The organism is Arthrobacter sp. SD1074B (assembly GCF_056780195.1).
This window is the reverse complement of sequence record NZ_JBRAZT010000001.1, coordinates 2476839-2503051: the sequence shown is the minus strand read 5'-3', so window position 1 is coordinate 2503051 and position 26213 is coordinate 2476839. Positions and strand designations below refer to the sequence as shown.

The following is a 26213-nucleotide window of genomic DNA, read 5'->3' as shown; positions in this document are numbered from 1 at the left end:
ATTCCCCTACTAAGGCCCCGCCGCCGAAGGCTGCAGGGTCACCAGAGGAAAATGAGGGTCCCAGCTAGTGGACAGTGTCGTCCACATACTGAGACAGGCCGCAGGCTCGTTGACACGTGTCTCAGTAAGAGGGAAAACTGAACGCATGATCGAGATCGTTACCGTCGGCGGCGTCGTCGTACTTACCAAGCGCGTGGCTCCATAGCCTCCACTGGTAACGAACCGTCACGCGCAAACCCCTCGAAGAGCCGCCAGGCTGAGGGGTTTTTTTATTTCCGCACCATCCGCACCACCCGTAACACCCGCAGTACCCAGATCGCCGAAGATCCACCCGAAGATCCACCAAAGGAAGAGTCCGATGAGCAAAGGATCGCCGATCAGCCCCTCGCTGATGGCCACAAAGTCCGCTGGAGCCCACAAAGCTCCGGAACGCCTCGAACGTCCGGCCGACGCCGGCGTCGAGCATGCTGCTGCCTCTCCCGTCCTTGGGCCGAACAACGTCGTACCCCCGACGGTGATGACCGGCTCGCAAGCAATCGTCCGCGCGCTCGAAGAACTCGGCGTCCAGGACATTTTCGGTCTTCCCGGTGGCGCAATCCTGCCCACCTATGACCCCTTGATGGCCTCCAAACTGAACCACATTCTGGTCCGCCACGAACAGGGAGCCGGCCACGCCGCGCAAGGCTATGCCATGGTCACCGGACGGGTTGGCGTCTGCATCGCCACCTCGGGCCCCGGTGCCACCAACCTCGTTACCGCCATCATGGACGCCCACATGGATTCCGTGCCGATGGTGGCCATCACCGGCCAGGTCTCCAGCGGAGTCATTGGCACCGACGCGTTCCAGGAAGCGGACATCGTCGGCATCACCATGCCGATCACCAAGCATTCCTTCCTGGTCACCGACCCCAACGACATCCCGCACGTGATGGCCGAGGCGTTCCACCTCGCCTCGACCGGGCGCCCCGGCCCCGTCCTCGTGGACGTGGCCAAGGACGCCCAGCAGGGCCAGATGACGTTTTCCTGGCCGCCCAAGATCGACCTGCCCGGCTACCGGCCGGTGGTTCGCGGCCACAGCAAGCAGGTCCGTGAGGCCGCCCGGCTGATCGCAGCGGCCAAAAAGCCGGTGCTGTACGTCGGCGGCGGCGTGGTCAAGGCCCACGCCTCAGTGGAACTGCGCGAACTGGCCGAGCTCTCCGGCGCGCCCGTGGTCACCACGCTGATGGCCCGGGGCGTTTTCCCGGACTCGCACCCGCAGCACGTCGGCATGCCCGGCATGCACGGGACGGTGTCCGCCGTCACCGCGCTGCAGCAGTCCGACCTGCTCATCACGCTCGGCGCGCGCTTCGATGACCGGGTCACCGGCATCCTGAAGTCCTTCGCCCCGAACGCCAAGGTCATCCACGCGGACATCGACCCGGCGGAAATCTCCAAGAACCGGACCGCCGACGTGCCGATCGTGGGCTCGGTCAAGGAGATCATCCCGGAACTGACCGAGGCGCTGCGCCTGCAGTTCGAAGCCTCCGGCACCCCGGACCTCGGCAACTGGTGGGCCTTCCTGAACAACCTCAAGGAAACCTACCCGCTGGGCTGGACCGAACCGGAGGACGGCCTCAGCGCTCCGCAGCGCGTGATCGAACGGATCGGTGCGCTCACCGGACCCGAGGGCGTCTACGTCGCCGGCGTCGGCCAGCACCAGATGTGGGCCTCGCAGTTCATCAAGTACGAACGCCCGCACGCCTGGCTGAACTCCGGCGGCGCCGGCACCATGGGCTACGCCGTTCCGGCGGCCATGGGCGCCAAGGTGGGGGACCCGGACCGTGTGGTCTGGGCGATCGACGGCGACGGCTGCTTCCAGATGACCAACCAGGAACTGGCCACCTGCGCGATCAACAAGATCCCGATCAAGGTCGCCGTGATCAACAATTCCTCGCTGGGCATGGTGCGGCAGTGGCAGACCCTGTTTTACGAGGGCCGCTACTCCAACACCGACCTCAATACCGGCCATGACACCGTCCGGATCCCGGACTTCGTCAAGCTGGCCGACGCCTACGGCTGTGCGTCCTTCCGCTGCGAACGCGACGAGGACATTGACGCCACCATCCAGCAGGCCCTGGCGATCAACGACCGCCCCGTCGTCATCGACTTCGTGGTGAGCCCCAACTCCATGGTGTGGCCGATGGTCCCCGCCGGGGTCAGCAACGACCAGATCCAGGTTGCCCGCAACATGACCCCGGACTGGGAAGAAGAGGACTGAACATGACCCGCCACACACTCTCCGTTCTGGTCGAAGACAAGCCCGGTGTGCTGACCCGCGTTGCCAGCCTCTTCGCCCGCCGCGCCTTCAACATCAATTCCCTGGCTGTCGGCCCCACCGAAGTTCCGGGCATCTCCCGGATGACGGTCGTGGTCGACGCCGACGGCGAGCTGATCGAACAGGTCACCAAGCAGCTGAACAAGCTGGTCAACGTGATCAAGATCGTCGAGCTCACCCCAGAATCTTCCGTACAGCGCGACCACATCCTGGTCAAGGTACGTGCGGATGCCGCAACCCGGCTGCAGGTCACCCAGGCGGCCGACCTGTTCCGCGCTTCAGTGGTCGACGTCTCCACCGAGTCGGTCGTCATTGAGGCCACGGGCCACCCCGACAAGCTCACGGCACTTCTTTCAGTGCTGGAGCCCTTCGGCGTCCGCGAAATCGTGCAGTCCGGCACCCTGGCCGTCGGCCGCGGGTCCCGCTCCATGAGCGACCGGGCCCTGCGCTCAGCCTAAAAGGCGCGCGGGCCCGCAGCACCACCAGCACCACCCCCGATTTTCCCCAGACAACACCAAAGAATCCACCAAAGGAGACACCCCAGTGACTGAAATGTTCTACGACGACGACGCCGACCTGTCGATCATCCAGGGCCGCACCGTCGCCGTCATCGGTTACGGCTCCCAGGGCCACGCCCACGCCCTCAGCCTGCGCGATTCCGGTGTTGACGTCCGCGTCGGCCTGAAGGAAGACTCCAAGTCCCGCGCCAAGGCCGAGGCCGAGGGCCTGCGTGTCCTCAACGTCGCCGACGCCACCGCCGAGGCCGACCTGATCATGATCCTCACCCCGGACCAGGTCCAGCGCCACGTCTACGCCGAGGACATCGCCCCGAACCTGCAGGCCGGCGACGCCCTGTTCTTCGGCCACGGCTTCAACATCCGCTACGGCTACATCCAGCCGCCGGCCGACGTCGACGTCGCCCTGGTCGCCCCCAAGGGCCCGGGCCACATTGTGCGCCGCGAGTTCGAAGCCGGCCGCGGCGTGCCGGACCTGATCGCCGTCGAGCAGAACGCGTCCGGCAAGGCCAAGGAACTGGCCCTGTCCTACGCCAAGGCGATTGGCGGCACCCGCGCCGGCGTCATCGAAACCACCTTCACCGAAGAAACCGAAACCGACCTCTTCGGCGAGCAGGCAGTCCTCTGCGGTGGCGCCTCGCAGCTGATCATGTACGGCTTCGAGACCCTGACCGAAGCCGGCTACAAGCCGGAAGTGGCCTACTTCGAGGTGCTGCACGAGCTCAAGCTGATCGTCGACCTGATGGTCGAGGGCGGCATCGCCAAGCAGCGCTGGAGCGTCTCGGACACGGCGGAATACGGCGACTACGTCTCCGGCCCGCGCGTCATCACCCCCGAGGTGAAGGAGAACATGAAAGCGGTCCTGAAGGACATCCAGGACGGCACCTTCGCCAAGCGCTTCATCGACGACCAGGACGCCGGAGCCCCGGAGTTCAAGGCACTGCGCAAGAAGGGCGAGGACCACCCGATCGAGGCCACCGGCCGCGAACTGCGCAAGCTCTTCTCCTGGATCAAGAACGAAGACGATTACACCGAAGGATCAGTAGCCCGCTAGATCCCCGGTGGTAGTGGGCGGCGGTGTCCTTGAAGGCTGCGTTGTTGCGTGAGGAACGAGCGCAGCAGCCGAAAGGACACCGCCGTTCACCACCCAAGGTTCCAAAATCCCCACCTGAATACAAGAGAGCTAAAGAGGTCACCGGTGACAAGCACCAAACCTGTCGTACTCCTCGCTGAGGAACTTTCGCCCGCCACGATCGAGGCCCTCGGCCCGGACTTCGAAATCCGCCAGACCGACGGCGCCGACCGTTCCCAGCTGCTCTCCGCGATCGCCGACGTCGACGCGATCCTGATCCGCTCCGCCACCCAGTTGGATGCCGAGGCCATCGCTGCGGCCAAGAACCTCAAGGTGATCGCCCGCGCCGGGGTGGGCCTGGACAACGTTGACATCAAGTCCGCCACCCAGGCCGGCGTCATGGTGGTCAACGCCCCGACGTCGAACATCGTCTCCGCCGCCGAACTCACCGTCGGCCACATCCTCAGCCTCGCCCGCCACATCCCGCAGGCCTCCGCCGCGCTCAAGGACGGCGAGTGGAAGCGCTCCAAGTACACCGGCACCGAGCTGTTCGAAAAGAAAATCGGCATCATCGGCCTCGGCCGGATCGGCGCCCTCGTCGCTGCCCGCCTGAAGGGCTTCGACACCAAGATCCTGGCGTACGACCCCTACATCACCTCCGCCCGCGCCGCCCAGCTCGGGGTGCAGCTGGTGACCCTGGATGAACTCCTGGCCCAGTCGGACTTCATCACCATCCACATGCCCAAGACGCCCGAGACCGTCGGCATGCTCGGCGCCGAGGCCTTCAAGAAAATGAAGAGCACCGCCTACGTCGTCAACGTCGCCCGCGGCGGCCTGGTGGATGAAGAAGCCCTCTACGCCGCGCTGGAGTCCGGCGAGATTGCCGGCGCCGGTGTCGACGTGTTCGTCAAGGAGCCCAGCACCGACCTGCCGTTCTTCAAGCTGGACAACGTTGTGGTGACCCCGCACCTGGGCGCCTCCACCGACGAGGCGCAGGAAAAAGCCGGCGTCTCCGTCGCCAAGTCAGTCCGCCAGGCCCTGGCCGGCGAGCTCGTGCCCGACGCCGTGAACGTCGCCGGCGGCGTCATCGCCCCGGACGTGCGGCCCGGCATCCCGCTGATCGAGAAGCTGGGCCGGATCTTCACCGCCATGACCCACGCCTCGCTGACGCAGTTCGACGTGGAGGTCGCAGGAGAGATCTCGTCGCTGGATGTGAAGGTACTCGAACTCGCCGCCCTCAAGGGCATCTTCGCCGACGTCGTGACCGAGCAGGTCTCCTACGTCAACGCCCCGGTGATCGCCGAGCAGCGCGGCATCAACGTCCGGCTCATCACCACCCCGGACACGGAGTCCTACCGCAACGTCCTGACCCTGCGCGGGGCCCTCAGCGACGGCACCCAGATCTCGGTGGCGGGTACCCTGACCGGGCCCAAGCAGATCCAGAAGCTCGTTGGGATCAACGGTTTCGAGGTCGAAATTCCGATCAGTGAGCACCTTGTGGTGGTGGCCTACTCGGACCGCCCCGGCGTGATTGGCACCATCGGCCACATCCTCGGCATGAACAACATCAACATCGCCGGCATGCAGGTTGCCCGCCAGGCCGAGGGCGGCCAGGTGCTCGCGCTGCTGACCATCGACAGCTCCGTGCCGCAGCAGGTCCTCGAAGCGATCAAGGCCGGAATCGGCGCCGAAATGGTCCGCGAAGTCGACCTCGAAGACTAAGTCCCCAGCGTGGCAGCCTGCGGCGGCAACACCGCCGCAGGCGGCCATGAATGAGCGGCCGGTCTGCGTACAATGGCTAGGTCCGAACTTCGGATTTGGCCGGCAGACCGGCCTTTACTTTTGCACGCCCGGCCGGGACGCCTTCATTTCCGCGCGGAATGAACTGCGGCGTGCGCACGCAATCCAGCTTTCAGGAGCCCAATGAACGCCGTCCAGAGGTTCATCAGAAGTCGAGTGCTTTTGCTGACCGCGTCCATTTTGATCGTGGCCATGTGCCTGTCCGTCCTGGTGCAGGGCCAGTCACAGGCGGCGCTGGACCGCACCGTCGACCAGAACTCCCGTGGGCTTTACGACATCCTCGTCCAGGCCAAGGCGGACGACAACGGCGGCCTGATGCAGCCCGAGATCGCCACCGGCCAGGGCGGCATCAGCTTCGACCAGCTGGACTCCATCCGAAAACTTTCCGGCACCTCCGTCGCGGCCCCGATCAGCCTGGTCTCACGGGTCTCGCAGAATCTCGAGTCGCCCCGCCTCGACGCCACCGACTACCTCGGCTACAACGCAGGGCTCGCCGGCACGGCCGGTGACCCCAGCGCCACCGACCCGGCCAAGTGGCCCGCCGCCGAGTCCGTGCTGAGCGACACCGCCAAGAAGTACCGCCTCACCGCCAGCGCCGTTAGTTCAGACGGCACCTCCGAACAGACCCTCTTCAAAACCACCGCCGAAGGCTCCGTCGGCAAGGCCAAGCTCGTCGAAGAGGAAGTCGCCGGCGGCAAGAACGTCCGGATCGCGGGCCCGGACGGGGAAACCGGGATCAAGTTCCCCGCCCCGGCCGGCGGCTCCGAGCACAACCTCTTCAACCTCTCCGTGTCGCTGCCGCTCGCCCCGCAGGTGACCGAGTCCGTCGTCGCCGTCGACCCGGTCTCCGAACGCGCGCTCCTGGGCGGCGCCGGCGACTTCCTCGCTCCGCTGGAGAAGGCACCGCCGGCCGATGCCCGCAACGCCGGCGCAATCGGGCGCCACTTCGAGAGCCTCTTCACCAACGGCATCAGCATGGAACAGCTCAAGGAAGGCCCCGACTTCCTGGGCGTCAAGCTCAAGTACTGGGCGCCGCTGATGACCCAGTACCAGCAGGCCAAGCGCGCCGGGCAGCTGACCGTGGATTCGCAGGCCATCCCGCTAATCGTCCGCTCCGGCACGTCCCTGGACCTCAAGTACTCCGTCAAGATCGAGGAAATCGACGACGCCGGCAACGTCATCAAGGACGTCGGCACCGTGACCCGCTCGCTGGGCAAGGACTACCTGCCCTTCGTCTCCAAGTCACCGTTCGCCCTGGCCTGGCCCGGGTCCAAGGACCTCTCCAAGCTGCTGGGCGACACCGGCAGCTTCGGCCAGGGCCTCTACAACCCGGCGACCTGGAGCACCGACTTCGCCGCCGCCCCCAAGTACAAGGACGGCAAGACCGCCGGCAACGGCGCCGTCGACAAGTCCGCGGTCCCGGGCGACTGGGTCACCGTGAACCGGCTGCCGGAAAAGGGCGCCAACGATGCCCCGGTCGACCAGACGCAGCGCACCCCGGTGGACGAGCGGTCCTACCGGGACAACCTCGCCACCGGCAAGAAGCCGGCCACGCCCCTGGCCATGGTCTACGGCACGTTCGACCCCGCGAAGGTCCAGGAAGCAGCCGGGGACGTCAACCGCCTGCCGCTGGGCGGCTACGACCCCACCCCGCTCACCCTCACCAAGGACGCCGACGGCAAGGACGTCCAGCCGACCACGCTCAAGCCCTCGCTCAGCGGAACCGGCCTGGTCAGCCAGTCGGCCGGAGCCATCACCGACTACTACGGCCTGGCCGCCGCCCGCGGCTACGAGAAGAACGCCTCCGTGATTGACGCCGTGCGCGTCCGAGCCACGGTGGCCGGCAGCTGGAAGCAGGCCCAGCCCGAGGTCGAGAAGCTCGCCAACGAGATCCGCGACATGGGCCTGCAAGCCACCGTCGTGGCCGGCTCGGCCCGCGAAGACGCCAGCATCTTTGTGCCCGGCTACTCCAAGGACGACGCCGGCAAGGAGTCGCCGCTGGGCACCGTGCAGCAGTCGTGGGTCCGGCAGGACGCCGCAGACGCAGTCTCCGGCTCACTGACCGGCACTAACCTGACCCTGCTCTTCCTGACCCTGTGCGGGGCGGCCCTGCTCACCGGCGCCTCGACGGTCAGCTACGTTCGCAAGCGCCGGCGTGAGGCCGGAACGCTGCGGGCGATGGGCTGGACGCAGCGCAAAATCCGGTCCTGGGTGCTCGCCGAGTTCGGCGTCGGCGCCGCCTTGCTTGCCGTTGCCGGCGTCGTGCTCAGCCTGATCAGCTGGAACCTGGCCACCGCGGTGGTCTCCGCCTCGGTGCTGGTCCTTTACTGCGGCGCGGCGTTCTTCGCGGCCCAGCAGCTGCGGCACCGCGACGTCATTGACCAGGAGCCGCAGCACGATGAGCGGCTCATCCCCGTCGACTCGCCGCTGACCTTCGCCAGCCGGCAGCTAAGCACCAACAAGTTCAACACCGGCTCGCTGGCCGTCGCCGTCGGCGTCTTCGGCGCCGCGGTGGGCGGACTCGCCGCACTGCTCGTCGACATTCCCCGCGCCGCCGGCGCCAGCGCGCTCAGCGGCGTGGCAGCAGCCAGCATCGCGCTGCCGAGCATCATCCTGGGCGTCTCCGGGGTGGCCGTGGGCCTGCTGCTGACCATGGTCACCGGCCGCTTCGAGCTGGGCGCCAAACGCCAGTACCTCGGCATCCTGCAGGCCATGGGCTGGAACCCGGACATGCTGGGCCAGGTCCGCTTCTTTGAAAATGCCATGGTGGGAGCCATCGCACTGCCGCTGGGCGTCATCGGTGCCCTCGGCATTGGCTTGCTTCTCGCCCCCTATGCCGCACTCTGGGCCGGAATCGCCGGACTCGTGGCTGTACTTTGCTGGATTCCGATTGCAACGAAAGTGGTCCAATGACTAACGAGCTGAACCTGACCAGGGCGGCCCGGAACCGGATGCCGGAGAGCACCGGGAACGGCGGCCACCAGACCCGCGCCAACACGATCGTGAAGGCCACGGACCACGCCACGCCGCTGGAACTGAGCAACATCACCATCCATTACGGCGGCGGCAAGGGCGGCGCGGAGGCGGTCAACGTCGTCGACGATTTCAACATGACGCTGCACGCCGGCGAAATGCACTGTGTCGCCGGCCGCTCCGGCTCGGGCAAGACCAGCATCCTGACCGTCGGCGCGGGCCTGACCCTGCCGACGTCGGGCCGGGTTTTCTGGGAAGGCGACTCGCTCGAAACCATGGGCGACGACGAAATTGCGGACCGCCGCCGGGCCCTGATCGGCTACGTCGACCAGGGCGGTGCCCTGATCGACGGGATGAGCGCGCTTGAAAACGTGCTGCTGCCGGCCGTGCCCGACGGCGAGGTCGAACAGCGCCGCGACATGGCCAAGGACCTGCTGGACCTCGTGGGCCTGGGCCGTCGCATGCGGCACCGTCCCGCCCAGCTCTCCGGCGGTGAACGCCAGCGCGTCGCGATCGCCCGGGCCCTGATCCTCGGCACCCGCGTGCTGGTGGTCGACGAGCCCACCGCGAGCCTGGACCGCACCTCGGCCAACCGCATCATCAGCATCCTCAAGGACACGACGTCCGACGGCATCGCCGTCCTGGTCGCTTCACACGACCACGAACTTGTCCGCCAGAGCGATACCCTGACCGAACTGATCTAGGTTAATAACGTGACGCTTTCCGACAAAACCCCGTTCTACATCACCACGGCCATCAGCTACCCCAACGGCGTGCCGCACATCGGCCACGCCTACGAGGTCATCGCCACCGACTCGATGGCGCGGTTCAAGCGGCTAGACGGCTACGACGTCTTCTTTATGACCGGCACGGACGAGCACGGCCTGAAGATGCAGCAGACGGCGGAAAAGGAAGGCATCCCGGTCAAGGAGCTCGCCGACCGCAACTCGGCGGCGTTCCGGCAAATGAGCGATGACCTGGGCATCTCGCTCAGCCGCTTCATCCGCACCACGGACCCGGACCACTACGAGGCGGCCAAGGCGCTCTGGCAGCGGATGGAAGCCAACGGGGACATCTACCTGTCCAAGTACGCCGGCTGGTACTCGGTCCGCGACGAGCGCTACTTCGTCGAGGACGAGACCGAGGTCCGCGAGGACGGGCTCCGCTACGCCTCCGAAACCGGCACCGAGGTGACCTGGACGGAAGAGGAAAGCTACTTCTTCAAGCTCTCTTCCTACCAGGACCGGCTGCTGGCACTGTACGCGGACCAGCCCGAGTTCGGCGCCCCGCACAGCCGCTTCAACGAGGTCATCAGCTTCGTCAAGGGCGGCCTCGAGGACCTCTCGATCAGCCGCACCTCCTTCAACTGGGGAGTCCCCGTCCCGGGCAACCCGGACCACGTGATGTACGTCTGGGTGGACGCGCTGACCAACTACCTGACCGGCGTCGGCTTCCCGGACACGGACTCGGAGAGCTTCCGGAAGTACTGGCCCGCAGACGTCCACGTGATCGGCAAGGACATCTCCCGGTTCCACGCGGTGTACTGGCCGGCGTTCCTGATGTCCGCCGGGCTGGAACTGCCCAAGCGCGTGATGATCCACGGCCACCTGCACAACCAGGGAATCAAGATGTCCAAGTCGCTGGGCAACGTGGTGGCGCCGGCCGACTGGGTGGCGCAGTACGGCCTGGACCAGGTACGGTTCTTCCTGCTCCGCGAGGTCCCCTTCGGCGCCGACGGCAACTACAGCCACGACGCGATTGTGGGCCGGATGAACTCGGACCTGGCGAACAACTTCGGCAACCTCGCGCAGCGGTCGCTGTCCATGGTCGCCAAAAACTGCGAGGGCCGCGTTCCGGCACCGGCCGGCTTCAGCGCCGAGGACGCCGCGCTGCTGGGCCAGGCCAAGGGGCTGCTGGACATCGCCCGGGCAGCGTTCGAGAAGCAGGAATTCAGCCGCGCGCTCGAGGCGATCTGGAACGTGCTGGGTGACACCAACGCCTACATCGCCGACCAGGCGCCGTGGGTGCTGCGCAAGACCGACGTCGAGCGCATGAACACGGTCCTGTACGTCACCCTCGAGGTGCTGCGGATCGTCGCCATCCTCGCCCAGCCGGTGATGCCGACGGCGACGGCGGCCATTCTCGACACCCTGGGCCAGCCGGAGGGTGACGCCCGCGACTTCGCGGCACTGGACACCCCCATCGAGGCCGGCACGCCGCTGCCCGCCCCGGCCCCGGTGTTCCCCAAGTACGAGGAGCCCGCCGAGGCGTAGCCCCCGGTACCCCTTCCGCTGACTGCACACCGTCGAGGTGGCATTTCGCGCCAATGATCCCGCCGGACATTGCCGCGAAATGTCACCTCGCGGTTGTTAACCGAGGCGGCGTACAAGTAGTTTCTCCTGCAGATCGGGTGGTCTGGCGCCGAAAGCGGGCAGCGATTACTCGGGACGGGCCGCATGGCCCCGTCATAGCGTTACGGGCGTTAGCGGCTTGATGAAACCGCTGGGGAGTAACTATCATCACTCACCCTCAATGAATCAGGCCGGGGCTCGTTCCCCGGCCCCGGAGTTACTCCGCGTGGCGCCGTCAGGTCGAAAGTCGACTCGTGATGGAGCAAACCAATAATGAGACGAACCATCGCAACAATGGGGATTTTAGGTTTGGCCTTGCTGGGAACCGCAGGCACGGCCAACGCAGCCGACGTGGGGAGCGACGGTGCCAGCCAGGACGGGACAGTGAAGTCCTTGCCTGGGAAGGGTGGACCGGCCCAGACTCCGGGGTCCGGCCAGCAGGGCACCCCGGGCACGCCGGACGCAACAGGCAATCCGGACAGCTCCGGGACGCCGAACACTTCGGAAAAGCCGGACGCGTTGCCGGGCCCGGTGACGATCCCGCCGGTCGGGTCGGGCACGCCGGACGCAACGGGCAATCCGGACAGCTCCGGGACACCGAACACTTCGGAAAAGCCGGACGCGTTGCCGGGCCCGGTGACGATCCCGCCGGCCAACGGTGGAACACCGGATAACTCCAACAAGCCCGGGGACAAGGGGGACAGGCCGGACAACTCCCACAAGCCCGGGGACAAGGGGGATAGGCCGGACAACTCCCACAAGCCCGGGGACAAGGGGGATAGGCCGGACAACTCCCACAAGCCCGGGGACAAGGGGGATAAGCCGGACAACTCGCATAAGCCCGGCGCCGAGGGAGGCAAGGGAGACAAGGGCGACCATGTCGGTTGGCCCGACAAGGGCGACCATGGCGACCATGGCGACAAGGGCGACCATGGAGACCATGGCGACCACGCCAACTGGCCGGGCGAGGGAGATAAATGCGAGGCGGACGGTCACGGCGACCGTGGCGACAAGGCCGACCACGCCGGCTGGCCGGGCGAGTGGGACCGTGGCGACCGCGGCGACAAGGGCGACCATGGAGACAGGGGCGACCTCGCCGACTGGCCGAACAAGTGGGACAAGGGCGGCAAGGGTCATCACCACGGCGATGACTGCGACTGGCCGGGCAAGTGGGACAAGGACGAATGTGAGGACCCGCCGGCGCACGAGCCTAATAACCCTCCGGCTGTGAAGCCCGCAGCACCACCCGTCGCCAAACCTGTGACACCGCCCGCCGGCGCGGCGCAGGGCGCTGCGGCTCCCGTGGTCAACATGGGCTACAACGTCCAGACGGCTGTTGAGGACGAACCTATGACCGGGACGCCGGCCTGGCTCGCCGTCCTGACGGGGCTCCTCGCCGCAGGAGCCGCTACGGCCCTGCTCCGGGGCACTGTCCGCAGGAACGCTAACAGCTAGTGACAACGCGGGCCGGCTGCCAGAGTCGGCCGGCCCGCACCGCTACACCATTCGGGTAATTACCCAGCCAGGAGCTCCCATGGCCCGCCAACGCGCTTCCGACCAGCTCGCCCAGGCACCCCAGCGCGGGAGCCCGCAGCGCGGTTGGGACAAGACACTGCTGGTGCTTTGCACTGTCGGCCTGCTGGCTGCCTGGCTGCTGTACGGGGCTTTTGGCGGAGCATCCAGCGTGGGAGGAGTCGCCAGACCCGCTGCTGGAGCCCCTCCCGCGGGTGCCACATCGGTCCCCGCCTCGGCCACGCCGGCACCCTCCGCCCGGCCGACGTCGGACGCTGCCCGCACCGCACCCCCGACTGCACTGCAACGAACGACGCCAGTGGTCCACGGCCCCAAGGCTTCCGCCCCGCTGCGGATCAGTTACCCGGCGGCACGGATGGATGTGCCCGTCCATCCACTTGAGCCCAGTGCGGAGGAGGCCGCGAGCCAGAGCATTGTCCCGCCGGAAACCATGGCCGGATACTGGCTGGCGCCCTTCGGTGTCCCGGGCGCGGGTTCGATCAACACGACCTACGTCGTCGGGCACAGTTGGCAGGGGGTCGACGCCCCGTTCAACCGGTTGAGCACACTGGCCGCGGCGGGGGACAAGCTGACGGTGCAGACCTCGACCGGAACCATCAGCTACAAGGTCGATTCCGTGACCACCTATGTGAAGTCGACCCTGAAGGACAGCCCTGTCTGGGCGGTGGTCCCCAACAGGCTCGTGTTGATTTCCTGTTACACCGGGGACCTCTGGGGCCAAAACGTCGTCGTAGTGGCTTCCCCGGTGGCATTGCCTTAGGCGGTCGGCGGCTGTTCGGATAATGAGACAAGTTGACCACCATGTGGATTCCTTGGCTACGCTGAATCCATGAGCGCATCCACCATTGATCTGGCAGTTATCCCCGGCGACGGCATTGGCCCGGAAGTCACCGCCGAGGCGCTTAAGGTCCTGGAGAAGGCCGCCGCCGCCGAAGGCATCGACCTGCAGCAGACGCACTACCAGCTCGGCGCCCAGCACTGGCTGGAGACGGGGGAGACCCTGCCGCAGGAGACCCTGGCGGACCTGCGGACGCGCGACGCGATCCTCTTCGGCGCGGTGGGCGCTGCCCCAGGCGACACCCGGATCCCCTCCGGCATCATCGAACGCGAGCTGCTGCTCAAGCTGCGCTTCAGCCTGGACCACTTCGTGAACCTGCGCCCCTCCCGGCTCTACGCCGGCGTCGGCAGCCCGCTCGCGAACCCCGGAACCGTCGACTTCATCGTGGTCCGCGAAGGCACCGAGGGGCCCTACGTCGGCAACGGCGGCACGCTCCGGGCCGGCACCCCGCACGAGGTGGCCACCGAGGTCTCGCTAAACACCGCCCACGGCGTGGAGCGTGTGGTCCGCGACGCCTTCCGCCGCGCCAACGAACGCCCGCGCAAGAAGCTGACCCTGGTGCACAAGCACAACGTCCTGGTCTTCGCCGGACACCTGTGGAAGCGGACCGTCGAGGCCGTGGCGCCGGAGTTCCCGGAGGTCAGCCACGACTACCTGCACGTGGATGCGGCCACCATCTTTATGGTCACTGATCCGGCCCGCTTCGACGTGATCGTCACGGACAACCTGTTCGGCGACATCCTCACCGACCTCGCCGCGGCGATCACCGGCGGGATCGGCCTGGCGGCCTCCGGCAACATCAACATGGACCGCACCGCGCCGTCCATGTTCGAGCCGGTCCACGGCTCCGCCCCGGACATTGCCGGCCAGCAGAAGGCCGACCCGAGCGCCGCCATCCTGTCCGCCGCTCTGCTGCTGGACCACCTGGGCTACGCCGCCGCGGCCCGCAAAATCGAGGCGGCCGTCGCCGCCGACGTCGAAAGCCGGGACGGCAGCTTCCGGAGCACCGCCGCCATCGGCGACGCGATCGCCGCCGGGCTCTAGCACGCGCAGGCAGCCGGGTCGCCGCCGCCCGCAAGGCGGCGACCGGCAGCGCCGGTACCGGCCCGGGCATCGGGCGTAAGCTTGTTTCGAATCACCAACATGCTGCCGTGGTCCGAGGTTGAACCACGTTCACACACCAGGCAGCCGACCGTGGAGGAACCATGACCCAGACTGCCCATGGCGTCGAATTCAGCCAGCGGCTCTCGGCGACCCCGAAGTCCGCGCAAGAGCGTGCAGCCATCCTGGCCAACCCGGGATTCGGCGACCATTTCACCGACCACACCGCGATCGTCGACTACAGCGTCGATGCCGAGGGCAAGGGCGGCTGGCACGATCCCCGAATCGAACCCTACGGCCCCATCATGCTGGATCCTTCCGCCGCGGTGCTGCACTACGGCCAGGAAATCTTCGAGGGGCTCAAGGCCTATCGCCACGCCGACGGCTCCATCTGGACGTTCCGCCCCGAGGCCAACGCCGCCCGGCTGAACAGGTCCGCGCGCCGGCTCGCGCTCCCGGAACTGCCGGAGGAATACTTCCTGACGGCCATCCGCGAACTCGTCTCCGTGGACCGCGAATGGGTTCCCTCCGGTGACGGCGAGGCGCTCTACCTGCGCCCCTTTATGATCGCCACCGAGGCGTTCCTGGGCGTGCGCGCCGCCCGCGAAGTGTCCTTCCGGGTCATCGCCTCGCCCGCCGGCAACTACTTCGGCGGCGAGCTCAAGCCGGTGTCGATCTGGATCTCGCGCGAATACGCCCGCGCCGGCCGCGGCGGCACCGGCGCCGCTAAGTGCGGCGGCAATTACGCCGCGTCCCTCATCGCCCAGCAGGAAGCAGAGGCCCACGGCTGCAAGCAGGTCTTGTTCCTGGACCAGTTCAATGACAATGCCGTCGAGGAACTGGGCGGCATGAACGTCTTCTTCGTGATGAAGGACGGCTCGCTGGTCACCCCGGCGCTGTCCGGCACCATCCTTGAAGGCGTCACCCGCTCCTCCGTGATCCAGGTGGCCCGGGACATGGGCCGCGAGATCACCGAGCGCAAGATCACCCTGGATGAGTGGCGCGACGGCGTCGCCTCCGGCGAAATCACCGAGGTCTTCGCCTGCGGTACCGCCGCCGTGATCACGCCGATCGGCGTGCTCAAGGACGAGACCGAGTTCATCGGCTCCGAGGACGCCACGGCCGGCGAGACCACCATGGCCATCCGCGAGCAGCTGCTCGGCATTCAGACCGGCACCGTCGAGGACACCCACGGCTGGCTGACCCGCCTGGCGTAGCCCGCAGCAACACGTACGACGGCGGTCCGCACCTCCCGGTGCGGACCGCCGTCGCTTTTTGCAGGCGCCCCCCTCAGTGACGGGCCGGAAGTCCCTGTCCCGGTGAAGGCTTCAGGGCCACAATCAGCCCATGACCGAGTTGAGCCAGAGTGACGCCGTGGGGGAGCCCGGCCATCTTAGGGACGGCCAGAACTTGAGCCGCCGAAGCTTCCTGTACGCGGGTGCATTCGGTGCCGCCGCCGTCTTTGCTCCGATGAGCGCCGCCAAGGGCGCCCCCGGATCATACTCGTTCATGCCGAACACCGGCCTGGTGGAGGCATTTGTCGCCCGGCGCGGGGGCGTGATCGGGACCGGCGGCAAAGTGGCCGTCGCCTTTCGCTGCGACCACCACCTCACCAAATTTGCCTCCCGGCTCCTGCCCCTGCACCAGAAGTACGGTATTCCGGTCACGATTGCCGCCATGTCGCAGATGTTTAGGATTGAAACCGGGGCCAACGGCAGCACCGGGCTGTCGTTCCCCCGCCTGCAGGCGCTTGCTCTCGTCAACGGACTTGAAGTCGCCAATCACGGCGCCACCCACACCGACGCCAACACTCCCCAGCGCCTCCGGGAGGAAATCGTCTACTCACGCAACGCACTGGCGGCGGCGTTGCCGAAGCTGCCGCTTGAGTTGTTCGTCCCTCCAGGCGTCAGTGGCACCAAGTATCTCGGCTTCGCAGGGGGCAAGACGCAGTATTCATTCCAGAAGTATCTTGCCGGGCGGCTGATCACCCAGCAACATGCCATGTCCACCGGCTACGTCCCCGGGTACTGGCCGATGACCGGTAACCCGCTGGATAGCATGGGCGCCGTGCACGTCGGCATCGAGAACGCAGACTATGCCAGGCGGGGGCCCGAGTTCATCGCTGCGGCCCGGCGCCAAAGACGTGGTGTTTGTTTTATGTACCATCCGAGCCTCGTGGACGACGTCGACCTGCAGGCGATTGAGGTCTTCTTTGCCTGGTGCGCCCGCGAACGCAACGCGGGCAGGCTGGAGATCCTCACGACCACGGGTTTGATGATGTCGAGCTTTTCAAGTTCGTCCCGCCACGACCTCGTTTCCTCGGGCGCAGGTTTCGCCCGAGGGTGGAACGGCTGGAACGGGCCAACCGCCAACTGGGCCCGCCGCACGGACTCAGGTGTCAGCTACGCTCGGCGCGGCTCACGGTCCCTGGCATTGTTCAAAGACGTGCAGGTTGGCGCCTACGCCGGCTCGGCCAGGGAGTTGCGGGTCTCAATGCGTTCGACCACCGGGGTGCGGGTCAAATTGGAGGTCCTTGACCCGGGCAGCCCGGGTTCCTTTACGTCGGCAAAGACTCTCTCCCTTTCGCCCGCCGCAGGGTTCCAACAGGCGCACCAATACGTCATCCTGCCGCTCACCGGAAGCCCGCGGGTCCGGGTCCGCATCACGCCCCTCTCCGGCGGGGAACTTCACGTGCAGGAACCTCGGTTGCTCGCCGCATAGCTTCGGCGAAAGCTCCTTCAAGGTACGGAAGTCCGGGGCGGAGCCGGTGGCCGGCCGTACCCCCTCGTCATGCTGCTGCTCCTTTGAGCGCCCCGGTGGGAAGATGGAAGGGTGATTCCCGATGATGCCCGCGCCCTGATCCGCAGCACCGAGCTGACGCGGTTCCGCCTCGCCCCCAATCCGGGCCCGATGAGCCTGCACGGCACGAACTCCTACGTGGTGGCCGCGCCTGGCTCGGCCGGCGTCGTGGTCGTGGACCCGGGACCCCTCGACGAGGAACACCTGCGCGAGCTGACCCAGTACGGCGCCGTAGAACTGATCCTCATTACGCACCGCCACGCCGACCACACCGCGGCCGCGGCACGGTTCGCGGAACTTACCGGCGCCCCCGTCCGGGCCGCCGACCCCGCGCACTGCCACGGGGGAGAGCCGCTCCGGGAGGGCGAGGTGCTGCACGCCGCCGGAGTGGAAATACGGGTGCTGGCGACGCCGGGCCACACCTCCGACTCGGTCTGCTTCCACCTCCCCGGCGACGGCGCCCACGGTGCCGTGCTCACCGGCGACACGATCCTGGGCGTCGGCACCACGGTCCTGGACTATCCGGACGGCAGGCTGGGGGACTACCTCGACTCCCTGGACCGGCTCGAAACGTTGGGCCCGGCCACCGTCCTGCCCGCCCACGGTCCCATGCTGCCGGCGCTGGACAGCATCGTCCGCGCCTACCGGGACCACCGGCAGGACCGCCTCGCGCAGATCCGCACCGCCCTCGCGGACCTCGGCGCGGACGCCGGCATCGCGGAAGTGGCCGACGCCGTGTACGCCGCCGTCGACCCGGCCGTGCGGCCGGCGGCGGAACTGTCCGTCGCCGCGCAGCTGGACTACCTGCGCGGCTCTTCCAACTAACTCCTCGCCCAACCAGCTAGCAGCAGGGGCCGTTTTGGCGGCTCAAAACGGCCCCTGCTGCCAGCCAGTTGGGAGGGCGGCGGCGCGGGCAGCCGGGTCCGTGCCGCGTCCGGAGGCTTGCCGGGCAAGACGGTACGCTAGGAACCATGCGTATCGCCCGGTTTGTAGTCGATTCTGATCCCATGTACGGCATTGTTGAGGGCCAGCCCGGCAGTGAGGAGGTCACTGTCATCAACGGCGACCCCTTCTTCCACGGTGTGGAGCGTACCGCCGTCAAGCACAAGCTCGAGGACGTCCGCCTGCTGGCGCCGATCATCCCGCGCAGCAAGGTCGTCGGCGTCGGCCGCAACTTCGTCGAACACGCCCGCGAGCTCGGCAATGAGGTCCCGGCACAGCCGCTGCTCTTCCTCAAGCCCAACACCTCGGTGATCGGGCCCAACGATCCGATCATCCTGCCGGAGTTCTCCGAGGAGGTCTCCTTCGAGGCCGAGCTCTGCGTCGTGATCGGCCGGATCTGCAAGGACGTCCCGGAGGAGCGGGTCGACGACGTCGTCTTCGGCTACACCTGCGGCAACGACCTCACCGCCCGCGACGTCCAGAAGACGGACCTGCAGTGGGCTCGGGCCAAGGGCTTCGACACCTCCGCGCCGCTGGGGCCGTGGATCGAAACCGAACTGGACACCGAAGACCTGCAGATCCAGGGCCGGCTCAACGGCGATCTCCGCCAGGACGGCAGCACCAGCCAGATGATCCGCGGCGTCCGGGAACTCGTTTCCATCGTCTCGCGGGCCTTCACCCTGCTGCCCGGCGACGTCATCATGACGGGCACCCCGGCCGGCGTCGGCCTGGTCCAGGCCGGCGACCGCTTCGAGGTTGAGATTGAGGGCATCGGCCGCCTGTCCAACCCGGTAGTCCGCCGCTAGCGCCCCTGCAGGAACTGAAAATTAACGACGGCGGGTGGCGCGGCGCGCTTTCTGGCTCCCGGCGCCGCCGTTCGTTCCTGCTCTACGTGCTGGGTTCGGTTGGCACGTTCGCGATGGCAGCCCGCGCCGTCAACTGGTTCGACGGTCCGCTATGGCTGGCGCTGGCCCTCCTCGGGGCGGGACTGGCCCTTGCCGGGTATTACCTGGTGAAAATCCTGTCCCGCCCAGGTCCGCCGCGCAGCCGGAGGCGCTAAGGCGGCTGGCGGGCACGCGGTAAAGTTGGTACCACTATGACTACTCCTTCTGCGCCCGACGCCGTCTCCAGCACTGCCACCACGGAAATGACCCGTGAAGTCACCGCCGAAACCCCGGTCCGAGTCCGGTTCTGCCCGTCACCCACCGGCACCCCGCACGTCGGCCTGATCCGCACGGCCCTCTTCAACTGGGCCCACGCGAAGCACACTAAGGGCACCTTCGTGTTCCGCATCGAGGACACGGACGCGGCGCGCGACTCGGAGGAGAGCTACCAGCAGCTGCTGGAGGCGCTCAAGTGGCTCGGCATCAGCTGGGAAGAAGGCGTGGAAGTAGGCGGCCCGCACGAGCCGTACCGCCAGTCCCAGCGTCTGGATCTGTACAAGGACGTCGTCGCCAAGCTCCTGGAGGCAGGCTACGCCTACGAGTGCTACTCGTCCCCGGAGGAAGTTGAAGCCCGCCACCGGGCGGCCGGCCGGGACCCCAAGCTGGGCTACGACAACTTTGACCGGAACCTGTCCGAGGAACAGCTCGCCGCGTTCAAGGCCGAGGGCCGCAAGCCCGTGCTGCGCGTGCGGATGCCGGACGAAGACGTCACCTTCACCGACATGGTCCGCGGCGACATCACCTTCAAGGCAGGCAGCATCCCGGACTACGTGATCGTCCGGGCCGACGGCTCGCCGCTCTACACCCTGGTCAACCCGGTGGACGACGCCCTGATGGGCATCACCCATGTGCTGCGCGGCGAGGACCTGCTCTCCTCCACGCCCCGCCAGGTGGTGCTGATCCGCGCGCTGATGGAGATCGGCGTCGCCAGCTACCTGCCGGTCTTCGGCCACCTGCCGTACGTGATGGGGGAGGGCAACAAGAAGCTCTCCAAGCGTGATCCCCAGTCCAACCTCTTCCTGCTCCGGGACCGCGGCTTCATCCCCGAAGGCCTGCTGAACTACCTCTCCCTGCTCGGCTGGAGCCTCTCCGCCGACGAGGACATCTTCACCGTGGAGCAGTTGATCGAGAACTTCGACGTCAACGACGTGCTGGCAAACCCGGCCCGCTTCGACATCAAGAAGGCGGAAGCGATCAACGGCACCCACATCCGGATGCTGGACCCGGAGGACTTCCGCGGCCGCCTGGTTCCGTACCTGCAGTCCGCCGGCCTGGTCGGCGAGCAGCTGACCGCCCGCGAGGAAGAGATCCTCGCCGAGGCGGCACCGCTGATCCAGGAGCGCATCTCGCTGCTCGGCGAAGCCCCGGAGTTGCTGGCCTTCCTGTTCAAGGCCGACGACGCGATCGACGTCGCCGACGATGCCCGCAAGGGCCTGCCGGAGAACCTCACCGAAGTCCTCGACGCCGCCCTGGCGGCCCTGGAGCCGGTGGCAGACTGGACCGCGGAGAACATCCAGGCCGCGCTCAAGGAGGCCCTCGTGGAGGGCCTGGGCGTCAAGCCGCGCCTGGCCTTTGGCCCGGTCCGCACGGCCGTCTCCGGGCGGCGGATCTCCCCGCCGCTGTTCGAGTCCATGGTTATCCTCGGCAAGGATTCGTCCCTGGCCCGCCTGCGCGCGTTCCGCGGCTGATGGACCGCGGGACCGGCCCGGGCGGCGGGGTCCTCGCCGCCGGTTTGGACGGCATCCGCGGGGTGCTGTTCGACATCGACGACACGCTCGTGGACCTGGAATTCGCGATGACGACGGCGCTGCGCGGCGTCAGTGAACACCTCCTGCCCGGCCTCGACGAGGCCGGCTGGGAGCGGTTCGGACGGATCTTTACGCGCGAGACCACGCACTATTACGACCGCTACCTGGCCGGCGAGCTGAGCTTCAACGAGCAGCGGCTGCTGCGCGGCCGGGCGGCGCTGGGGCACTTCGGCGTCGAACTCGAAGAGGGCGAGCAGGCCCACCACTGGGTCAGCTCCTACGCCAGCCTCCAGCACAGCTATATCCGCGCCTTTGACGACGTTGCACCGCTGCTGGATGCCCTCGACGGCGCCGGGGTGCCGTACGGGGCTGTGAGCAACAATGTGCACGACTACCAGCGGGTGAAGCTGGACGCTGCCGGGCTGGAGCGCATCGGGGTGCTCGTGGGTACCGACACGGTCGGCGTGCCCAAACCGGATCCCGCGATCTACCTCGAAGGCGTGCGACGGCTCGGCACCGGCCCCGGCGAGACGCTGTACGTCGGCGACAACCGCCTCCTCGATGCTGAAGGGTCGACGGCGGCGGGCCTGCTGGGCGTCTGGCTGAACCGCGGTGGGGAGTCCGCGCCGGACTTCTCCGGCCGCGAGGTCGCATCCCTGCTGGAGCTGCTGGCCTGACCCGCCGGGCTGCAACTGTGACACAGATAACATGCGGAATAAGGCGATGCCATGCCCGTTGCCCAGTGAGGGAGGGTTTCTTACTCGTCGGTACCATACCGAGCGTAAACGTGCCGGAGCCGGATTGGCGGGGTTTTTCACGGGAGGACTTCAATAAGCGGTGATCGGGAGGTCTGGACGTGGCGGCCCGGCGCTGACGGCAGCCCGATTTGTGTCGGACAAAACTCTCGGGTAAAGTAATTACTCGTGCTGAGGCGCCGGGAGCGCAGGTTTGGACCTGCGGAACCGGCCCGAAAGTTCCATTGGGATATGGTGTAATTGGCAACACTACGGTTTCTGGTACCGTCATTCTAGGTTCGAGTCCTGGTATCCCAGCTCTGAAGAAGCGCGGATTTCCGCGGCAAATCAGGGGTTTCGAAGCGGCTAGGCCGATTTGGAACACACGCTGAGTTTATGAAATACTGACTTGGCTTGAACGGCAGAGATGCTGTTTGGAAAGTGCTTGGCCCCATCGTATAGCGGCCTAGTACGCTGCCCTCTCACGGCGGTAACGCGGGTTCGAATCCCGCTGGGGTCACCAATGAAACGGTCCCGGGCATCAGCCCGGGGCCGTTTTTCAGTTCAGACCTCACTCTGGGTCAGGTCCGGGTGGCCGTCGGCCAGGACCTGCCACATGCCCGTCAATCCGTGCTGGGGCGCGAAGCCAGTGCCGTGATACAGCCGTTCGGCCTCCGGCGTTGAGAACAGGCCGAGAAACGCGGTTCCCCCGGCCAGGGTCGCAACTTGGGAGCGAAGGCGCTGCATGATGGTGGCACCCAGGCCCCGGCGCCGGTGGCGAGGGTGGACTGCCACGTCCTGGACGTAGAAGAAGAATGCGCCGTCGCCAACCACGCGTCCCACCGCGATGACAGTCCACGCAAAGGCTTCCGGACACGTCCACCCACGGGTGGATGCAAGGGTCCGTCGTCACTTGCGCGGAAACCTGGGCGGGGACCCTTGCCTAATCCGCACTGAGCGGCGGGCAGGGAAGGGACAGGTGGACGCGGAAGCCGCCTTCGAAGGAGCCGGCCGTGACGGTGCCGCCGGCGAGGTCTGCGCGTTCGGTCATGCCGGTCAGGCCGTACCCGGGATCCGGCGCGGAATCCGGGATGCCGCTACCGGTGTTGGTGATCCGCAGGTCCACCGTGTCCGGTCCCCAGACGAGTTCGACGTCGACGTCTGATCCGGGGGCGTGTTTGCGGACGTTCGACAGTGACTCCTGCGCGGCACGGTAGAGGGCCAGCGCAGCCTCCGGAGGGAGCGGGACCGGTTGTCCCAGAGCGCGGTAGCGCGTCGCGCCGGTTGAGACGAGCCGGTGCTGCTCGACGAGGGAACTGATCGATTCGGGTCCGGGGAGTTCCTGGCCGCGGAGGGTATGAACCGCTCGCCGTGCTTCCGCGAGGCCGGAGCGGGATAGCTGCTGGGCCTGCTGGATTGTTTCGAGCAGCCGGGGATCGGCGTTGATATTTTGCGCCAGCAGCCGGGCACCTTCGAGCTGGAGCGCCAGACCCGAAAGCGTGTGAGCCAGGACGTCATGCATTTCCCTGGCCATCCGACCGCGCTCCGCGGCAAGAGTGGCTGCCTGTTCCGCCTCGCGGCTGGCCTGCAGTTCCTGGAGGAGTGCAGTAATGCGCAGCCGCTGCTCGTTTTCCCTCCGAAGCAAGGTGCCGACCAAGAAGAAAAACGCCGCCCCGGCGTCCGTCGCGAGGATCAGGGTCAGGGCAGAATGCCCGGAACTGAGCTGGAGGACGTTGAACGCCAACACCCCCAGCAGGGTCACGACAGCCAGGACGGGCCGCGGCGGCCGCAGCGGGGCGAAAGCTGCCAGCAAGAACAAGGCGATGACTTCACCTGCCGGGTCCGCGACCCGCATACCCGCCACGGCCAACGCCATCAGTGCCGCGAGTGCGGCGTCGGCGGCCGGTGGCAGGGTCCTGCGGACCAGGAACAGCACGGCGGCGCCGGCGAACGCCAGCGCTGCCAGCAGATTGAGGAGGCCGGGGCCGTGGGTGGTGAACCCTGGGCCGCCGAGACCCGCGGTGAGGACCACCAGGGCAACCATGGCCAGGCCAAGAGGTGTGAGCCAGTGGCGCGAAGGATTCATGGCTGGAATCCTGTCACAATCTGTCCCCGGCCTGATCAACCCTGGAGTGGAGATTGTTCCGCGACGAGCCTTCCGGGGCCGTCATGTCTGCTAGGTGCCCGTGAGATGCTGGTGGCACGTAGCAGAGGGGAGTCGGCGGTGAATGAGGCCGAGGTGCGGGTGCTGATCGCAGACGACCAGAAGGTGGTCAGGGACGGACTGTCCATGATCCTGGGTCTGCTGGAGGGCATCAAGGTCGTGGGTGCGGCAGTCGACGGCGCCGATGCCGTCCGTCAGGTCCAGATTCTAAGGCCGGATGTCGTACTGATGGACCTTCACATGCCCGTCATGAACGGCGTCGAAGCGACCGACATCCTCAGCCAGCAAACACCCGCACCCAAAGTGGTCGTCCTGACTACGTATGCGGATGATCAATGGGTGTTCTCGGCGCTGCGGGCCGGCGCGCGGGGGTTCCTGACCAAGGACGCCGGCGCGGAGGAGATCAAGCATGCGCTGGTGACCGTCGCCGCCGGCGAGGCCCAACTGGACCCCACCGTCCAGCGACGCCTCCTCGATGCCCTGGCCAGGGGCGATCACGCGGGCCTGATCGCCGAAGCCGGTGACGCCCAGCCGCCGGAACGACCCCACGGGCTGACCCCACGGGAGACCGACGTCCTGGTTCTCGTGGCGGAAGGGCTGTCCAACGGGGAAATCGCTGACCGGCTCTTCGTCTCTGATTCCACGGTGAAAACGCACATCAACCACCTGCTCGCCAAGACGGGCATGCGGGACCGGGCCCAACTGGTCGGCTTCGCCTTCCGCCACCGGCTGGTCACGGGCTGAGCCCGCCGGACCTCCACCAGCCGGTTCTCCACACAGGGGATGACGCCTCCACCCCAGGGTGGACAAACCTCTCGGTTCGGAATCCACCGACGGGCCGAATCGCCGCCGGATTCTCCTGCGTAGCTTTGAAGAAAGCACACACCACGGGCCGCATCGCGGCCCCTGTACGCACCGGAGAATCCCATGACCACCGCACAATGGCTGCTCAACGCCGGCCTTCTCATCTTCATCCTCGCCACCAACCTTGGCACCAGGCCCGTCACCCGCCGCCGCCTCGCCCTGCCCCTCCTGCTCGCCGGCGTCGCCGGGGTCCTCCTGCTGTCCAGTGTCCCAACGAGGGGCAACGACCTCGCCCTGGACGTCATCGGCGGCGGTGCCGGCATCGCCCTGGGCATCCTCGCCGGAGTGCTGATGCCGGTCCGGCGCCGCGCCGACGGGACAGTGACGAGCAGGGCCGGGCTGCCGTATGCCTTGCTGTGGCTGCTGGTCATCGGGGGACGGATCGCGTTCGCCGAGTCAGCCAACGGGTGGGCGGCGGCCGGAATCCGGGACTTCTCCATCAGCAACGCCATTACGGGAGCCGACGCGTGGACCGCCGCATTCGTGATCATGGCATTGTCCATGGTCGCCGCCCGGGTGGTCACCACCCTGACCCGGTGCCGGGCCCTGCCCGTGTCCGCCGGTACGGGTGCACCCGTCCCCGCCCTTGGCCACTGAACCGGAAGGAAGAGGCACCATGATTCAAGCCCAGACCGCACTCGCCCGTCCCCTGCGCACCGCGCTGACGCTGACCGGGATCACCGTAGCGGCCACACTCCTTGCAGCCCTGCTGATCAACTTGCTGGCCCCGGGCCTGGACCCCATGCAGCAACGCTTCATCGCCGTGATAGCACTGGCCGCCTTCGCATGCGCCGTCGTCGCCGCGACCAACCGCGAACTCTTCACCTCGGGCCGGCCGCACGCGAGGCTGATCATCGTTCCCGCCCTGGTCATCCTCGCGCCGTTCGCGGCCGGCATCAAGGACATCGGACTGCAGGCCGGCACGACACTCGTTCTGGGCTACCTTGCCACCGGCATCTACGAGGAGCTGTGGTTCCGCGGCCTGGTCCTGAAAAGCCTCGCCTCCTGGACACCCGTCAGGTCCGCGCTGCTGTCCTCAGCGCTTTTCGGCCTGACGCACCTGGCCAACATCGCCTTCGGCGCCAACCCTGCGATCACCGCTGCGCAGGTGGTCGGGGCAACCTGCTTCGGGGTGGGCCTGGCTGCACTGCGGCTGCGCGGCGTCTCCCTCTTGCCACTGATCATCCTCCATGCCCTCGGCGACATCGCCCTCCAACTCGGCGACGTCAGCAGCGCGTGGAGGTGGATTCTCATGATCGGCGGCGACATCATTCTCCTCGTCTTCGGACTGCTGATACTTCGCACTACCAGGAAGAACAGCCCTTCCCTGGCCGATCGTTCGTGACCGGCAGCGATCCAAGAGGCAATCAACGCCGTCGGACGCTGCGGACCGGGACTGCCCTGAACCGGCCCGGCCAACTGGCATGATGATGCTGTGAGCTCCAACGAAAACACCGGCAACGGACCACAGAGCCCCGCCGGGCACCGGACACCCGCCGCACGCCAGGGCGCCGCCGTCGA

General features: G+C 67.1%; 22 protein-coding genes and 2 tRNA genes. 22 read left to right on the top strand and 2 right to left on the bottom strand.

Annotation, left to right across the window (positions count from 1 at the left end):
• The first annotated feature begins 358 nt into the window (after positions 1 to 358).
• From ACUYM2_RS11480 to ACUYM2_RS11390, 19 genes are all read left to right on the top strand, one after another.
• A complete protein-coding gene (locus ACUYM2_RS11480) occupies positions 359 to 2257 on the top strand; it encodes an acetolactate synthase large subunit (protein WP_481600171.1) in 1899 nt (632 codons plus the stop codon).
• A gap of 2 nt (positions 2258 to 2259) precedes the next feature.
• Positions 2260 to 2772, top strand: coding sequence for an acetolactate synthase small subunit (gene ilvN, locus ACUYM2_RS11475; RefSeq protein WP_476877964.1), 513 nt, complete (start codon positions 2260 to 2262; stop codon positions 2770 to 2772).
• An 85-nt stretch (positions 2773 to 2857) separates the two neighbouring features.
• The gene (gene ilvC / locus ACUYM2_RS11470; protein WP_346960859.1) at positions 2858 to 3883 is read left to right on the top strand and encodes a ketol-acid reductoisomerase; all 1026 of its coding nucleotides are present in this window, start codon (positions 2858 to 2860) and stop codon (positions 3881 to 3883) included.
• Between the two features lie 144 nt (positions 3884 to 4027).
• The gene (gene serA / locus ACUYM2_RS11465) at positions 4028 to 5623 is read left to right on the top strand and encodes a phosphoglycerate dehydrogenase (RefSeq protein WP_481600170.1); all 1596 of its coding nucleotides are present in this window, start codon (positions 4028 to 4030) and stop codon (positions 5621 to 5623) included.
• Between the two features lie 201 nt (positions 5624 to 5824).
• Positions 5825 to 8614 carry an ABC transporter permease gene (locus ACUYM2_RS11460; RefSeq protein WP_481600169.1) on the top strand — a complete coding sequence of 930 codons (2790 nt, stop codon included), beginning with the start codon at positions 5825 to 5827 and terminating at the stop codon, positions 8612 to 8614.
• On the top strand, positions 8611 to 9378 hold the full coding sequence (locus tag ACUYM2_RS11455) for an ABC transporter ATP-binding protein (protein WP_346960862.1): 768 nt from the start codon (positions 8611 to 8613) through the stop codon (positions 9376 to 9378). Before ACUYM2_RS11460 ends, ACUYM2_RS11455 begins: the two co-directional genes overlap by 4 nt.
• Positions 9379 to 9387: 9 nt before the next feature.
• Positions 9388 to 10947, top strand: coding sequence for a methionine--tRNA ligase (metG, locus tag ACUYM2_RS11450; RefSeq protein ID WP_481600168.1), 1560 nt, complete (start codon positions 9388 to 9390; stop codon positions 10945 to 10947).
• 393 nt (positions 10948 to 11340) lie between these two features.
• Complete coding sequence (locus ACUYM2_RS11445) at positions 11341 to 12480, top strand: hypothetical protein (RefSeq protein ID WP_481600167.1); 1140 nt, start codon at positions 11341 to 11343, stop codon at positions 12478 to 12480.
• A 79-nt stretch (positions 12481 to 12559) separates the two neighbouring features.
• The gene (locus ACUYM2_RS11440; protein WP_481600166.1) at positions 12560 to 13318 is read left to right on the top strand and encodes a class F sortase; all 759 of its coding nucleotides are present in this window, start codon (positions 12560 to 12562) and stop codon (positions 13316 to 13318) included.
• Between the two features lie 69 nt (positions 13319 to 13387).
• Positions 13388 to 14440, top strand: a complete 1053-nt coding sequence (locus ACUYM2_RS11435) for a 3-isopropylmalate dehydrogenase (RefSeq protein ID WP_481600165.1) — start codon at positions 13388 to 13390, stop codon at positions 14438 to 14440.
• Between the two features lie 161 nt (positions 14441 to 14601).
• Positions 14602 to 15714 (top strand): branched-chain amino acid aminotransferase, encoded by a 1113-nt coding sequence (locus tag ACUYM2_RS11430; RefSeq protein ID WP_481600164.1) that lies wholly within the window; start codon positions 14602 to 14604, stop codon positions 15712 to 15714.
• A gap of 130 nt (positions 15715 to 15844) precedes the next feature.
• A complete protein-coding gene (locus tag ACUYM2_RS11425) occupies positions 15845 to 17218 on the top strand; it encodes a polysaccharide deacetylase family protein (RefSeq protein WP_481600163.1) in 1374 nt (457 codons plus the stop codon).
• Positions 17219 to 17329: 111 nt separating this feature from the next.
• Complete coding sequence (locus ACUYM2_RS11420) at positions 17330 to 18121, top strand: MBL fold metallo-hydrolase (RefSeq protein ID WP_481600162.1); 792 nt, start codon at positions 17330 to 17332, stop codon at positions 18119 to 18121.
• Positions 18122 to 18267: 146 nt separating this feature from the next.
• Entirely contained in the window at positions 18268 to 19044 is a 777-nt protein-coding gene (locus tag ACUYM2_RS11415; RefSeq protein WP_481600161.1) for a fumarylacetoacetate hydrolase family protein, read from the top strand.
• Between the two features lie 86 nt (positions 19045 to 19130).
• Positions 19131 to 19298, top strand: a complete 168-nt coding sequence (locus tag ACUYM2_RS11410; RefSeq protein WP_481600160.1) for a hypothetical protein — start codon at positions 19131 to 19133, stop codon at positions 19296 to 19298.
• A gap of 36 nt (positions 19299 to 19334) precedes the next feature.
• Positions 19335 to 20870: a glutamate--tRNA ligase gene (gene gltX / locus ACUYM2_RS11405; RefSeq protein WP_481600159.1), complete on the top strand. Its 1536-nt coding sequence runs from the start codon at positions 19335 to 19337 to the stop codon at positions 20868 to 20870.
• Complete coding sequence (locus ACUYM2_RS11400) at positions 20870 to 21607, top strand: HAD family hydrolase (protein ID WP_481600158.1); 738 nt, start codon at positions 20870 to 20872, stop codon at positions 21605 to 21607. Before gltX ends, ACUYM2_RS11400 begins: the two co-directional genes overlap by 1 nt.
• Positions 21608 to 21910: 303 nt before the next feature.
• Positions 21911 to 21982 (top strand) — tRNA-Gln (locus tag ACUYM2_RS11395).
• Positions 21983 to 22111: 129 nt separating this feature from the next.
• Positions 22112 to 22187, top strand: a tRNA-Glu gene (locus ACUYM2_RS11390).
• 41 nt (positions 22188 to 22228) lie between these two features.
• Here ACUYM2_RS11390 and ACUYM2_RS11385 read toward each other — a convergent pair.
• Both ACUYM2_RS11385 and ACUYM2_RS11380 read right to left on the bottom strand, forming a co-directional pair.
• A complete protein-coding gene (locus ACUYM2_RS11385; RefSeq protein WP_481600157.1) occupies positions 22229 to 22507 on the bottom strand; it encodes a GNAT family N-acetyltransferase in 279 nt (92 codons plus the stop codon).
• Between the two features lie 100 nt (positions 22508 to 22607).
• Entirely contained in the window at positions 22608 to 23750 is a 1143-nt protein-coding gene (locus ACUYM2_RS11380; RefSeq protein ID WP_481600156.1) for a sensor histidine kinase, read from the bottom strand.
• A 138-nt stretch (positions 23751 to 23888) separates the two neighbouring features.
• Here ACUYM2_RS11380 and ACUYM2_RS11375 point away from each other — a divergent pair, with 138 nt between their 5' ends.
• From ACUYM2_RS11375 to ACUYM2_RS11365, 3 genes are all read left to right on the top strand, one after another.
• Positions 23889 to 24572 (top strand): response regulator, encoded by a 684-nt coding sequence (locus ACUYM2_RS11375; protein ID WP_481600155.1) that lies wholly within the window; start codon positions 23889 to 23891, stop codon positions 24570 to 24572.
• 183 nt (positions 24573 to 24755) lie between these two features.
• Positions 24756 to 25289 (top strand): CcdC protein domain-containing protein, encoded by a 534-nt coding sequence (locus ACUYM2_RS11370; RefSeq protein ID WP_481600154.1) that lies wholly within the window; start codon positions 24756 to 24758, stop codon positions 25287 to 25289.
• Between the two features lie 19 nt (positions 25290 to 25308).
• Complete coding sequence (locus tag ACUYM2_RS11365; RefSeq protein ID WP_481600153.1) at positions 25309 to 26037, top strand: CPBP family intramembrane glutamic endopeptidase; 729 nt, start codon at positions 25309 to 25311, stop codon at positions 26035 to 26037.
• The last annotated feature ends 176 nt before the right edge of the window (positions 26038 to 26213 follow it).